The 13,593-nt window shown below is 61.0% G+C and carries 12 protein-coding genes; 8 read left to right on the top strand and 4 right to left on the bottom strand.

Annotated elements, in window-relative coordinates; all coding sequences use genetic code 11:
- Positions 1 to 25: 25 nt before the first annotated feature.
- Both ACP7CZ_RS05855 and ACP7CZ_RS05860 read left to right on the top strand, forming a co-directional pair.
- Positions 26 to 1,099 (top strand): serine hydrolase domain-containing protein, encoded by a 1,074-nt coding sequence (locus ACP7CZ_RS05855; RefSeq protein WP_054921977.1) that lies wholly within the window; start codon positions 26 to 28, stop codon positions 1,097 to 1,099.
- Positions 1,096 to 1,410 (top strand): hypothetical protein, encoded by a 315-nt coding sequence (locus ACP7CZ_RS05860; RefSeq protein WP_054899013.1) that lies wholly within the window; start codon positions 1,096 to 1,098, stop codon positions 1,408 to 1,410. Before ACP7CZ_RS05855 ends, ACP7CZ_RS05860 begins: the two co-directional genes overlap by 4 nt.
- Positions 1,411 to 1,590: 180 nt before the next feature.
- Here the strand turns inward: ACP7CZ_RS05860 and ACP7CZ_RS05865 are convergent, their stop codons facing one another.
- The 3 genes from ACP7CZ_RS05865 to ACP7CZ_RS05875 form a co-directional block, all read right to left on the bottom strand.
- Entirely contained in the window at positions 1,591 to 1,980 is a 390-nt protein-coding gene (locus ACP7CZ_RS05865) for a hypothetical protein (protein WP_034125982.1), read from the bottom strand.
- Positions 1,977 to 3,386 carry a PAAR domain-containing protein gene (locus tag ACP7CZ_RS05870; protein WP_054899014.1) on the bottom strand — a complete coding sequence of 470 codons (1,410 nt, stop codon included), beginning with the start codon at positions 3,384 to 3,386 and terminating at the stop codon, positions 1,977 to 1,979. The genes ACP7CZ_RS05865 and ACP7CZ_RS05870 overlap by 4 nt, the downstream gene beginning before the upstream one ends.
- Before the next feature lie 230 nt (positions 3,387 to 3,616).
- Positions 3,617 to 3,910, bottom strand: coding sequence for a DUF3077 domain-containing protein (locus ACP7CZ_RS05875; protein ID WP_054899015.1), 294 nt, complete (start codon positions 3,908 to 3,910; stop codon positions 3,617 to 3,619).
- Between the two features lie 351 nt (positions 3,911 to 4,261).
- On the opposite strand from ACP7CZ_RS05875, the gene ACP7CZ_RS05880 reads away from it, so the two are divergent.
- The 6 genes from ACP7CZ_RS05880 to ACP7CZ_RS05905 all read left to right on the top strand — a co-directional run bounded on the left by ACP7CZ_RS05880 (position 4,262) and on the right by ACP7CZ_RS05905 (position 11,023).
- A complete protein-coding gene (locus ACP7CZ_RS05880; RefSeq protein WP_054899016.1) occupies positions 4,262 to 5,437 on the top strand; it encodes a M20 aminoacylase family protein in 1,176 nt (391 codons plus the stop codon).
- Positions 5,438 to 5,498: 61 nt separating this feature from the next.
- A complete protein-coding gene (locus tag ACP7CZ_RS05885; protein ID WP_054899017.1) occupies positions 5,499 to 6,809 on the top strand; it encodes a citrate-proton symporter in 1,311 nt (436 codons plus the stop codon).
- Positions 6,806 to 8,248 (top strand): amidase, encoded by a 1,443-nt coding sequence (locus ACP7CZ_RS05890; RefSeq protein ID WP_054899018.1) that lies wholly within the window; start codon positions 6,806 to 6,808, stop codon positions 8,246 to 8,248. Before ACP7CZ_RS05885 ends, ACP7CZ_RS05890 begins: the two co-directional genes overlap by 4 nt.
- A gap of 64 nt (positions 8,249 to 8,312) precedes the next feature.
- Positions 8,313 to 9,071 carry a helix-turn-helix domain-containing protein gene (locus ACP7CZ_RS05895; RefSeq protein ID WP_054899019.1) on the top strand — a complete coding sequence of 253 codons (759 nt, stop codon included), beginning with the start codon at positions 8,313 to 8,315 and terminating at the stop codon, positions 9,069 to 9,071.
- Between the two features lie 211 nt (positions 9,072 to 9,282).
- A complete protein-coding gene (locus tag ACP7CZ_RS05900; protein WP_054898725.1) occupies positions 9,283 to 9,864 on the top strand; it encodes a YceI family protein in 582 nt (193 codons plus the stop codon).
- A 1-nt stretch (position 9,865) separates the two neighbouring features.
- Positions 9,866 to 11,023 (top strand): phospholipase D-like domain-containing protein, encoded by a 1,158-nt coding sequence (locus ACP7CZ_RS05905; protein ID WP_034126534.1) that lies wholly within the window; start codon positions 9,866 to 9,868, stop codon positions 11,021 to 11,023.
- 145 nt (positions 11,024 to 11,168) lie between these two features.
- On the opposite strand, the gene bglX is transcribed toward ACP7CZ_RS05905, so the two are convergent.
- Positions 11,169 to 13,460: a beta-glucosidase BglX gene (gene bglX, locus ACP7CZ_RS05910; protein ID WP_054898726.1), complete on the bottom strand. Its 2,292-nt coding sequence runs from the start codon at positions 13,458 to 13,460 to the stop codon at positions 11,169 to 11,171.
- Positions 13,461 to 13,593 lie beyond the last annotated feature (133 nt).

Here is a 13,593-nt window from a genome sequence, read left to right on the forward strand (position 1 = left end):
TGAATGCCCCCTTGAGTTTGCGTCCATGGTCCGAGGCCTGTTGTGCGTTGCCCTGCTGTTTGTCGCCGTGAATGCTCGCGCTGAAATCTGGCCTGAAAAGGAGTGGGCCGTGGGCACAACCCTCACCGGTCCCGCTGTCGATGCCCTGGACGCCTACGCTTTCCCACCTCGTGACGATGCCACCCGCAACGGTATTCGCACCGATGCGTTGCTGGTCATTCGGGATGGCGAAATCATCTATGAACGCTACGCCGCGCCCACCACTGCCAGCACACCGCACCTGACCTGGTCCGTCAGCAAAAGCCTGATGGCTACCGTGCTGGGCGTGGCCTACGGGCAAGGCCGCTTCAAACTCGGCGACCCTGTCGCACGTTTCTACCCACCGATGAAGCAGCACCCCAAAGTGAGCATGGCCGACCTGCTGCACTGGGCCTCCGGGTTGGACTGGCAGGAAGACTACGAGTACGCCCCGTTGAAATCCTCGGTGGTGGCGATGCTCTACACCCGTGGCCACACCGACATGGCGCAATTCGCGGCGGATACCGAGGCCGCCGCCGTTCCTGGCCAGGCTTTCCGTTATTCCAGTGGCGACAGCACTATCCTGTCCGCTGCGCTCAAGGGCATGCTCGGCCACAAGGCCTACATGACCTACCCGTGGGACGCGCTGTTCCAGCCCCTGGGCATTCGCGACGCAACCTGGGAAACCGACGCCGATGAAACGTTTGTCGCGTCGTCCTATGCCTACCTCACGGCCCGGGATCTGGCACGAGTAGGTTTACTGATGGCGCGGGATGGGCGCTGGGGCGTGCGGCAACTGCTGCCCAAGGACTGGGTCACCTTCAACCGCCGGCCCTTCGACCGCTACAAAGTCGGCCAGGATGAAGCTGTGCCGGGCGGCCATTGGTGGCTCAACACCGGCGCCCCCCAACCCTGGCCCGACGCACCGGCCACTACCTTCGCCGCGCTGGGGCACTGGGGCCAGGCGCTGTTTGTGCTGCCCGACGAACACCTGGTGATCGTGCGTTACGGCGATGATCGGGATGGCAGTTACCGGCATAACGAACTGCTCAAACGCGTGCTGGCGGCGGTGCGCTCATGATCCGTCGTCATCCGTTCATCAGCGTTTTACTGGTGTTGCTTTTCGCATTGTTCGGCTGGGTTTGGCACGAGCGCGTCAACCTGCAAGCCTTCCCCGACATCATCGCGGCGTACACCGCCAAGGAGTACTGCTCGTGCCGGTACGTGGCCAACAACCCGGCGCAGTATTGCCTGGGGTATGTGAAGCAGTACGTGCCCATCAGTGCGTTTATCGACACGCCTGAGCGCAGTGAAGTAACGGCGAGTGGTTTGGGGCGTACGCATACAGCGCGATGGATAGGCAACCGCCAAGGCTGCCGCCTGACTCCCTGACACACCCCATCACCTCCTGTGGGAGCGGGCTTGCTCGCGAATGCGGTGGGTCAGTCAACACATGTATTGGCTGGTATTGCGCATTCGCGAGCAAGCCCGCTCCCACAGGGGATATGCGCTGGCGGACGCAACGGCGCTGGTTTTTTGCTGATGTCGGACCTCGGCTGAGGCCCGTTTGAGCTACCTGAACTTCACAAGCATGGCGGCAACTACCCCCCATGTGAATGACGTGAACATCAGCGTCATATTGACGATCAGACGCCGTTTCAGACGAGCTGGAAATGTTTCGATATCAGCAGGATTTACATCACCTGTAAGAACATAAGCCCTCGGCCACACGACCATCCCCGCGATTTTTGATATTTCCAAGAGTGACCAAATCAAGCCCCGTTTTCCTAGGCTATCTCCCCATAGGTAGATATACCGACTGTTTTTCAAAGCCTCCTTTAATGCGTCCAGATGACGGTGGCTCAGGTGCAAACTATGAGCAATCCCGGCAACTGCGAGCAGACCTGGGGCCCCCAAAACAAAGATTGCAGCCCAGGGAGGCCAAGTGTCGATACCGGTCATGGTTGAGTCATTTCGTAAATTTTTTCTCCGATAGCTTCGCCAGTCATATTACCAACAGTCGTCCCCATCCATGCGCCTGTCCCTACTATAGCTGCGATGCATACAACGCCTCCGATACCTCCAGTGGCTACGCCAATCGCCAGGCAGATCGGACCACTGGCAGAACTAGCCATCGCGCCACCTGCAACGCCGAGGGCAGTAGAAAGCCCAAATTTTCCGCCTTCAGTAAACTTGACCTTCTCACAAGCTGGCCCAGATTCGCCGTTACATACCTGCTCAATAGCCATCAGCGAAGACACTCCGCCAATCCCAATCCCGATGTAACCGCCCGCCTTCATGTATTGGGTAGCACGACTCGTTGCTTCCACGTGAGCGGCATATCCCGGAATCTGCCCCGGCGCACCGGCCTTGTCCCAATGGTGCACCAAGCTACGACTGGAAATGCCGAGGGCTGTTTTCAACTTGGGGTGATCGCCCAGGGTGGTGTGGCCACGCAGCCGAGTGGAATTCAACAGATGAGCATCCAGCTGGCTCATAAGACGCTGGCGATCCGTGAAGAACTGCGACGACTTAAGGTGGCCGTGCTGACGATAAGTTTGTTGGTGTAGACGCTCGATGGCCTGGAGGGTGTTGCGCAAGTTATTCAGGTGCGTTTCCATCACCACCGCACTCACGCCGAGCCAGGTTGAGGTATGGCCTATGAAGCTGGCGATTTCGGCACCGTGTCGATACAGAAAGTCGGCCTCGTCCGGCGTAAGGGAATCCAGGGAGGCATCGACTTGTTGAGCGGCCTGCATCAACTGCGCTTCCTGATAAGTGCAGGAGGTGTTGTTCGGATCGCTGAGCACGACCATTGAGCCGGCTTTGAAGTGACCTGTATTGGGATTCAGCGTTTGAAACTTGCGCATTACAGCCGGGTCAAGAACTGGAAAAAGCGTGGCCTCCAAAGCCTCGCGCGTAGTGCTTTTGGGCACGATATAAAAACCTGGTTCCTGGCCCGATAGGCCGTTAAATGCAGACGGGACTGAATGGCTTGGCGGTTTGTAAGCGCTTTGAGAAGGCGCCGCCCAACTGGTAGTGGCTCGGACCGGTTCGGCTGCTCGTCTGGCGGAGTTCGTAGCGCCGCTATCTTTACCATATTGAGCTGAAAACACTGAAGGAATCAGCTCGGCTTTACAGGGACAGTCGCTGTAACTATCCAACGTACCGGCCATAAGCCGGCCATGACTGTTCATGTAAGAAATGCCACCGACGATCTTATATGTTTGCCCATCCTTGCCACAGGTAACTCGATCACCTTCGCAGGCATGAAGAAGGCCATGGATGTTGACTCTTTTATCTCCGTCCAGCACTTCCCCGCCGCAGGTGGTCTTGTCACCCAGGCCAATGAAATAACCTACGCTCATTGTTTTTCCCTTTATCCATTAAGTTTTTTGGCCGTACTTTCCTCCTCGTCTCGACAAGAAAACTAACGCGTGACGCATTTCAATCGAGGTAAACGAGCAAGGGAGAGTCAGTGGCAAGCCAGACTTTGGAGAGGGATTTACTTAGGGTAAAGTCAGACGATTCCGTGAGTTTCGTCGTATTAATCTGATGGGATTGCGGCGCCCGATGCCGTGCACCGGGCGCGTATTACTTATTGCACAGGTGGAGTGCCGGGCTGCATCGCCAGCAGCAGGTCGTCGATGATGGCTTTGCCCATTTCGCCCAAGTAATGCGAGGCGAACGCAAACCTCTCGGCCCTGCGGTCCATGGCAGCTTCAAGGGAGAGCATTTTGGCGTAGTAGAGCACGTGGGAGGCGTGTTCGAGGGCTTCCACAAGCGGAACCCCGGCGTTGACGCGGAACAGTTTCAGGTGGCTTTTGTTTTCTCCGCAGTCTGCGAAGGTGGCGGCGCCGATGGTTTCGGCTGAGGGTATTTCGTACGGCATAAGCTTGCTCCTTTGGTACAACCAAAATGAGCTTCTTTCTCGGGATTCCACGCCCGGTCGTTGATGAGCAGCGACGGTGGGGAGATTAACGCTATGTACGTGGCCTCGCAACCGGTGGCATTTCGCTGTTGATCCCGGCAGCGGTGGGTCAGTTGGAAATGTTTTGGCTGACAGTCCGTCATCGGGGGCAAGCCCCCTCCCACATTTTGATCTCCAGAGATTTTAAGAAAATGGTTGGCCTCAGGTTCCACAGGGTGGAACCACCTTTGATTGTCCTCACGCGCACATCGCGCTTAGCTGTCGATGTGTCGCCAACAAGAACGGGACCACCCGCCTGTGAGGAGAATCACCATGCGCCCGCACCAGCACATCCTGGATTGGCTCAGCGACGTTGCCAGCGACTTGCACGCTGTGCGTCACGATATCCACGCCCACCCCGAACTCGGCTTTGAAGAGAACCGCACCTCAGCGCTGGTCGCACAGTCACTCAAGGAGTGGGGTTACGAGGTGCACACCGGCATCGGCAGGACCGGTGTGGTCGGTGTGTTGCGCAATGGCAACAGCTCGCGCACGTTGGGGATTCGCGCCGACATGGACGCCTTGCCCATCATCGAAAACACCGGCGCGGCCTACACCAGCCAACATGCCGGCTGCATGCACGCCTGCGGCCATGACGGCCACACCACCATGTTGCTCGGTGCCGCGCGTTACTTGGCGGCGACGCGGCAATTCGACGGCACTTTGAACCTGATTTTCCAACCCGCCGAAGAAGGCCAGGGCGGTGCCGAGGCGATGTTGGCGGATGGTTTGCTGGAGCGCTTCCCGTGTGACGGCCTGTTCGGCATGCACAATATGCCGGGCTTGCCGGCGGGGCATTTGGGATTAAGAGTTGGCCCGATGATGGCGTCCCAGGACTTGCTCACTGTCACCCTTGAAGGCGTCGGCGGCCATGGTTCCATGCCGCACCTCACGGTCGATCCACTGGTGGCTGCAGCGAGTATGGTCATGGCCTTGCAGACGGTAGTAGCGCGCAATATCGATACCCAGGAAGCCGCCGTGGTTACGGTCGGTGCGCTGCAAGCCGGCCAGGCCGCCAACGTGATTCCCCAGCAAGCGCTGCTGCGCCTGAGCTTGCGCGCACTCAACCCCACGGTGCGCGAACAGATGCTGGAACGGGTCAACGCGATCATCCACACCCAGGCCGCCAGCTTCGGCTGCACCGTGCACGTCGAACACCGCCCGGCCTACCCGGTACTGGTCAACCACGCCGAAGAAACCGAATTCGCCCGCCAGGTCGGTGTGGCCTTGCTCGGTGCCGACGCTGTGGATGGGAACACCCGCACGCTGATGGGCAGCGAAGACTTCGCCTGGATGCTGCAACGCTGCCCCGGCAGTTACCTGTTTATCGGCAACGGCGTGTCGCGACCGATGGTGCACAACCCCGCCTATGACTTCAACGACGACATCCTGCTGACCGGCGCAGCCTACTGGGGCGCGCTGGCCGAGAGCTGGCTCAAGCCTGCCTGACGACCTCATCTTTTTCTGCCGCTGGACCCTTTCCCTATATCGGTTGAATGGAGTGTTCCTCATGCAGACTTCAAAGCCTGGCGTTTCCCGCACCCGCCAAGTGGTGGCGGCCGTGATCGGCAACGCGCTGGAATGGTATGACTTTATCGTCTACGGCTTTCTCGCCAGTATCATCGCCCGGCAGTTCTTCCCCTCGGAAGACGAATACGCGTCGCTGCTGATGGCCCTGGCCACCTTTGGCGTGGGCTTTTTCATGCGTCCGGTGGGCGGCATCCTGTTGGGTATCTATGCCGACCGCAAAGGCCGCAAAGCCGCGATGCAGTTGATTATCCGGCTAATGACCGTGTCCATTGCGCTGATCGCCTTCGCGCCGAGCTACGCCGCCATTGGCATGGGTGCGCCGTTGCTGATTGTGGTGGCGCGGATGCTTCAGGGGTTTGCCACCGGCGGTGAATATGCCAGCGCCACGGCATTTCTGGTGGAGAGCGCACCTGCCCATCGCAAGGGCTTGTATGGCTCCTGGCAATTGGTAGGGCAATGCCTGGCGGTGTTCGGCGGGGCGGCGATGGTGGCGTTGGTCACGCATTTCTTTTCGCCCGAAACCCTCGACCTGTGGGGCTGGCGCCTGCCGTTTGTGCTGGGCTTGTTGATCGGCCCGGTGGGGTTGTGGATTCGTCGGCACATGGAAGACCCGGAAGAGTTCATCCAGGCGCGTAAAAACGCCACCGGCCCGGCGCCGAGCCTCATGCAAGTGCTGCGTGACCATCGGCGCAGCATCCTGGTGTCCATGGGCCTGGCCTGCGGGGCGACGGTGTCGTTCTACGTGGTGCTGGTGAACATGCCGACCTTCGCCCACAAGAACCTCGGCCTGCCGCTGGACCAGGTGCTGATGGTGCAGATGTTTGCGGTGGCGCTGATGACCGTGGTGATCCCCTTGTCCGGCCTGCTCTCGGATCGATTGGGACGGCGACCGGTGTTGATGGCCTTCACCCTGGCGTTCTTCGTGATGGTCTACCCGTTGTATGTGTGGGTGGCCGCCGCGCCGTCCATCGAGCGCCTGCTGGTGATGCAGGTGATGTTGTGCACGGCGATTGGCGGGTTCTTCGGGCCAGCGCCGACGGCATTGGCCGAGCAGTTTCCCATTGAGGTGCGTTCCACCGGTGTGTCGGTGGCCTATAACGTGGCGGTGATGGTGTTCGGTGGTTTCGCGCCGTTGATCGTGACCTGGCTGAGCAAGGTGCTGGGCACGCCGGTGGCGCCGTCGTTTTATGTATTGTTTGCGTGCGTGCTGACGCTGCTGGGCACTTACTGCATGCGCGAGGCACCCCGGGCGAGCAAGCCGCTGCCGTTTTCCAGAGAGGTGAAGCCTTGAGTATTGTTGATTGGGATGCCACTGAGCTGTCGCGGGCCATCCATGGGCGGCAGGTATCGTGCGAAGAGGTGATGCAGGCGTACCTGGCGCAGATCCAGCGCTTTAACCCTGGCGTGAATGCGCTGGTGTCGTTGCGCGAAAGCGAGGCCGTGCTGGCCGAGGCGAGAGCCTGTGATCGTGAGTTGGACCGGGGCCATTCCCGTGGCTGGATGCATGGCATGCCCCAGGCCATCAAGGACCTGGCGGCCACCCAGGGTTTGCGCACCACCCTGGGCTCACCGCTGTTCGCCGAGCATGTACCGAACGAAGACGCCATCAGCGTGGCGCGGGTGCGGGCCAGTGGCGCGATCATCATCGGCAAGACCAACGTGCCGGAGTTCGGCCTGGGCTCCCACACCTACAACACGCTGTTTGGCACCACCGGCAATGCCTATGACCCACGCCTGGCGGCGGGTGGCAGCAGTGGCGGAGCGGCGGTGGCCCTGGCGCTGCGCATGCTGCCGGTGGCCGACGGCAGCGACATGATGGGCTCGCTGCGCAACCCGGCGGCGTTCAACAACGTGTTCGGCTTGCGCCCCTCCCAGGGGCGGGTGCCTCACGGGCCGATGCCGGAACTGTTCGTGCAGCAATTGGGCACCGAAGGCCCGATGGGGCGCAGCGTAACGGATGTGGCGCGGTTGCTGAGCATTCAGTCCGGTTACGATCCCCGGGCGCCGTTGTCATCCAGGGACGATCCCGCTGTGCTGGGCCAGCCGTTGCAACGCGACTTCAACGGCGCACGCCTCGGTTGGCTGGGGGACTACAACGGTTATCTGCCGATGGATGATGGCGTGATGAGCCTGTGCGAAGCGGCGCTGGATGATTTCGCCAGGTTGGGCTGTGAAGTGCACAGCTGCCAACCGGACTTTTCCATGGCGCGCCTGTGGCGCTGCTGGTTGGTACACCGCCATTGGCTGGTGCACGGCAACCTCGGCGCGGCCTACGCCAACCCGCAAAAGCGCGCGTTGCTCAAGCCCGAAGCGCAATGGGAAGTGGAGGGCGGCCAGGGCTTGAGTGCCCAGCAGGTTTACCAGGCGTCGGTGGACCGCAGTCAGTGGTACCGCGCTTTGGGCAAGCTGTTCGAACGTTACGATTTCCTGCTGTTGCCCACCGCCCAGGTGTTCCCTTTCGATGCACAACAGCCTTGGCCGCGCCTCGTGGGCGGGCGTGAAATGGACACTTATCACCGCTGGATGGAAGTGGTGATCGGCCCGACCCTCGCCGGTTTGCCGAGCATGAGCATCCCGGCGGGCTTCAACCCTCAGGGCTTGCCCATGGGCCTGCAAATCATTGGCCCGGCCCAGGCCGACAGGGCCGTGCTGCAATTGGCCTATGCCCATGAACAACTGACCCAATGGGTACAACGCCGGCCACCGGCGTGCCTTGCAACGACCCGTTGAGCGCTGACCGGGCCTGTATCTTGCTGTGAAAAAAGATCATCCACCAGCAACAGGGAGATCGAATATGGAGACAGGCACCGTACGCTCGGTTGAGCGCGCTCTGGCAATCGTCGAGTTGCTGGGCGAGCACCAGGCCCTGGGGCTGGAAGAACTGCACTACCTCACGCAGCTGCCCAAGGCCACGGTGTCGCGCATGTTGCTGACCTTGCAGGAACAGGGGTGGGTCTACCGCGGCCTGAGCGATCGGCGTTACCGCCTGCGTGCCCGGCGCTTGTTTGGCGATACCCAGCAACGCTTCAAGCGCCAGGTGGTGGAGAGCGCCGCCCCTTGGTTGCTGGAGCTCAGCGAGCGCACTGGGCTGGTGGTGGACTTGTCGTGCTTCGATGGCGAGCGCCTGGAGGTCATGGAAAGCGCGATCCCCAGCGTGTTGCGCAAGCTGTACCCGAACAACTGCCAGATCGTCGGCCAGTACGCCAGCCTGTTCCACTCGGCGATGGGCAAGGCTTGCCTGACGCAATTGCCGGCTGACGAAGTACAGCGCCTGGCAGGCCGCAATCATGTGGCGGCAGACGAGCACTATCGCGCATGCGAGCAAACCCAGCACCAGGGCTTCGGACAGCGTACCGAGGGCTATTGGGAATACCCGGTGCGTTTGCCGTTCCTGATCCGGGCGGTGGCCTTGCCGGTGCGCGCCAATGGCCGATTGGTGGGGAGCATGGCGCTGCATTGGCCGATGCATCAGGCGCCGGTGGAGCGGGTGTTGAATTTGCACATGGGCAGCCTTGAAGAAACGATCTGCGAAGTGCAGCGAACGCTGGTTTGAAAACACAGCAAAAATCCTGCGGCAGCTGGCTTTTGTGGCGAGGGAGCTTGCTCCCGCTGGGGTGCGTAGCGCCCCCAAAAAGCCGGCTCCAGCTGCGCTGTCGAACGGGAGCAAGCTCCCTCGCCACAGCAAGCCAGCTCCCACATTGAATTTGCGCCGGTTGTGAGATTGCGCTTAAGGTTCGCCCAGGTTTTTTGCCCCATGAGTCTATATGTTCAATGTCAAACCTCTGGTCTTCGCGCTGCTGGCCTTTGCTGCTGTGCCTGCCCACGCCGATTGGTACCTGGATAACGAATCCTCGCGCCTGTCTTTCGTCACCACCAAAAACACCGAGATTGCCGAAGTCCAGCGCTTCCTGGTGCTGCACGGCAAAGTCGACGCCAAAGGCGCGGCTCGGCTGGAAGTGGAGCTGGACTCAATCAACAGCGGTATTCCGTTGCGCGACGAGCGCATGCGTAAAGAGCTGTTCGAGATCAAGACCTTCCCCGAAGCGCAGATCAGCGCACAGATCAATCTGCAGCCCATCAATGACCTGGCGTCCGGCGCGCAGTTGGAATTGCGCCTGCCCTTGAGCGTCACGCTGCACGGCAAGACCCAGACCTACAGCGCCGAACTGCTGGCCACGCGCCTGGATGAGCGGCGTTTCCAGGTGGTAACCCTGGAGCCCGTGGTGCTGCATGCCGAGGATTTCGACCTGGCGCCCGGTGTGGCTACCTTGCGTAAGGCGGCAGGGCTCAAGTCGATCAGTTTGTCGGTGCCGGTGGGTGCGGTGCTGATCTTCACGGCGCGCTGACATGAGCGGCGCGGTGTTCCCGTGGCGCAGCGCCAATCAATTCGAATTGCTGATCGACGGGCCGAATTTCTTCCCACAGATGCTGGTGGGTATCGCCCGGGCCGAGCAGCAGGTTGATCTTGAGTTGTACCTGGTCGAAGCCGGGGCCTGCGCCGAGGCCATGGTGCAGGCGCTGGTACTGGCCGCCGAACGCGGCGTGCAGGTGCGTTGCCTGTTTGACGATTACGGCAGCCTGGCGTTTACCCTGGGGCTGCGCAAGCGCTTGACCGATGCCGGCGTGGCGCTGCGCTTTTACAACCGCCTGAATTGGCGGCGCTGGATGCGCAACCTGTACCGCGACCATCGAAAGCTACTGCTGATCGACCAGCGCATTGCGGTGGTCGGCGGCACCGGTGTCACCGACGAGTTCTGGACGCCGGGGCAAGACACCGCCGACTGGCATGAAGTGATGGTGCAGATCAGCGGCCCGCTGGTGCTGGACTGGCAGGCCCTGTTCGACCGGCAATGGCACGCTAACGCCGCGCGCCGTGAGTGGAAACCGGCTACCCACTTTGGTTTGCCTCGCTTGCCCAAGGTGCCCGCCACCGGGCCGGGGCTGGGCCGCGTGGCGTATGCCGATGCGCGTCAGCACCGTGACATCCTGCAATCGTTGATTCGTGCTTTGAACAGCAGCAAGGGGCGTATCTGGCTGGCGACCCCGTACTTCCTGCCAACCTGGAGCGTGCGCCGTGCCTTGCGCCGGGCAGCAGGGCGCGGTGTGGACGTACGTTTGCTGCTCACCGGCCCGCGCACCGATCACCCGTCGGTGCGTTACGCCGGGCACCGTTATTATCCGCGCCTGCTGCGTTCAGGCGTGCAGATCTTCGAATACCAGCCGTGTTTCCTGCACCTGAAGATGGTGCTGGTGGATGATTGGGTGAGCATTGGCTCGTGCAATTTCGACCACTGGAATCTGCGCTTCAACCTGGAAGCCAACCTGGAAGCGCTGGACCCGCAGTTGACGGCAGCGGTGGTGGGCAGTTTCGAAGCGGACTTTGCCCAAAGCCAGGCGGTGAGCCTGGAGGCATGGAAGGCGCGGCCATTGTGGCGGCGGGTGAAGCAGCGGGTGTGGGGCTGGATTGATCGGTTGGTGGTGAACCTGCTGGATCGGCGCGGCTAGTCGGGCCAACTCAATCAACTGTGGGAGCTGGCTTGCCTGCGATAGCATCACCTCGGTACACCTGACAAACCGAGGTGCCTGTATCGCAGGCAAGCCAGCTCCCACAAAAGCCAGCTCCCACAGCGACCGTGTTTACAGCTTCAGATCAGAGCAGTTCGAAGGTTTGCTGCTGCACATCCTGGGAATCCAAGCCGATCTGCACATTGAACTCACCCGGTTCCGCCGCGAACTTGAGTTGGGCGTTGTAGAACTTCAAGTCGTCCTCGGTGATGGTGAAGTGCAGCGTGCGCGCTTCGCCAGCCTTGAGCATGACCTTCTGGAAGTTCTTCAGCTCCTTGATCGGGCGGATCATCGAACCGGCCACGTCCTGGATATACAACTGCACAACCGTTTCGCCATCGACCTTGCCAGTGTTCTTCACGGTGACGCTGGCATCGAGCTTGCCGGTCTTGTTCAGCGTGGTGGACGACAGTGCCATGTCCGACAGGCTGAACGTGGTGTAGCTCAGGCCATAGCCAAACGGAAACAGGGGGCCGGTGGTGTCATCGAAGTACTGCGAGGTGTAGTTGCCCGGCTTGCCTGGGGTGAATGGCCGGCCGATGGTCAGGTGGTTGTAGTAGGTCGGAATCTGCCCCACCGAACGAGGGAAGGTGATCGGCAGCTTGCCCGATGGGTTGTAGTCACCGAACAGCACGTCGGCGATGGCGTTGCCGCCTTCGGTACCTGCGAACCAGGTTTCCAGGATCGCGTCGGCCTGTTGGTTCTCTTCGAGAATCGACAGCGGACGGCCGTTCATCAACACCAGCACCAGCGGTTTGCCGGTGGCTTTGAGGGCCTTGATCAAGTCGCGCTGGCTTTGCGGGATGTTCAGATCGGTACGGCTCGACGATTCGTGGGACATGCCACGGGACTCGCCCACCGCCGCGACGATAACGTCGGCGTTGTTCGCCGCCTTCACCGCTTCATCAATCAGCACCTGGGCAGGGCGCGGGTCATCCACCACTTCCGGGGCATCGAAGTTGAGGAAGTTGAGGTAGTCGAGCACCGCTTTGTCGCCGGTGATGTTGGCGCCACGGGCATAGATGACTTTGCCTTTTTCACCGATCACGGCGTTCATGCCGTCGAGCAGGGTCACCGATTGCGCAGGCCGGCCAGCAGCAGCCCAACTGCCCATCATGTCGATGGGTGCCTTGGCCAGCGGGCCGACAAGGGCAATGGTCGCGGATTTTTTCAGCGGCAGGGTGTCGTTGTGGTTTTTCAGCAACACCAGGCTGCGGCGCGCAATGTCGCGGGCCTCGGCACGGTGCAGGCGGCTGTCGGCGTAGGTGTCGGCCGGGTCATCCTCGGCCTTGCCGATGCGCAGGTACGGGTCCTTGAACAGGCCCATGTCGTACTTGGCACCGAGCACTTCGCGCACGGCGTTGTCGATGTCGCTCTGCTGGATCTCGCCGGACTTGAGCAGCCCCGGCAATTCCTTGCCGTACAGCGAGTCATTCATGCTCATGTCGATGCCAGCCTTGATCGCCAGCTTGGCGGCTTCACGTCCGTCCTTGGCCACGCCGTGCTTGATCAGCTCGACGATCGCACCGTGGTCGCTGACGGTCAGGCCCTTGAAGCCCCAGTCTTTGCGCAGCAGGTCGTTCATCAGCCAGGTGTTGGCGGTGGCAGGCACGCCGTTGATCGAGTTGAGCGCGACCATCACGCCGCCGGAGCCGGCCTTGATCGCCGCGTGGTAGGGCGGCAGGTAGTCCTGGTACATCTTGACCGGGCTCATGTCGACCACGTTGTAGTCGCGCCCGCCTTCCACCGCGCCGTAGAGGGCGAAGTGCTTGACGCTGGCCATGAGGCTGTCGGCATTCGCGGGGCTGGTGCCCTGGAACGCCTTGACCATCACTTCGGCAATGCGTGACACCAGGTAGGTGTCTTCACCGAAACCTTCGGAAGTGCGGCCCCAGCGCGGGTCGCGGGAGATATCGACCATTGGTGCAAACGTGATATCGAGGCTGTCGGCGGCGGCTTCCTGGGCGGCGATGCGCCCGGAGCGGCCAATGGCGTCCATGTCCCAGCTGGAGGCCAGGGCCAGGCTGATCGGGAAAATGGTGCGGTGGCCGTGGATCACGTCGTAGGCGAAGAACATGGGGATCTTCAAGCGGCTGCGCATGGCCGCGTCCTGCATCGGACGGTTTTCCGGGCGGGTGATGGAGTTGAACGTGCCACCGATGCGGCCGGCGGCGATTTCCTTGCGGATCAGCTCACGGGGCATTTCCGGGCCGATGCTGATCAGGCGCAATTGGCCGATCTTCTCATCCAGGGTCATTTGCTTGAGCAGGTCGCTGACGAAGGCGTCCTTGTCGTTAAGCGCAGCAGGCTTTGTTTCTGCCCATACGGGGTGGCTGGCCAGAGTGGCAACAAGGCCGAGCAAACACAGCTTTTTCATGAATATCCTTTTTCGGCGACTGCGCAGCATTCAGAGAGATGCTGTCGGCCAAAATGTGGGGAACGTCTATTGTTGTTCGGGTGTTGTTCAGATAAATGCAGCACACTCTGAACTCTTTTTCGCGCTGGGCATC

The organism is Pseudomonas sp. DWP2-2 (assembly GCF_049897065.1).
Classification (GTDB): Bacteria; Pseudomonadota; Gammaproteobacteria; order Pseudomonadales; family Pseudomonadaceae; genus Aquipseudomonas; species Aquipseudomonas paracarnis.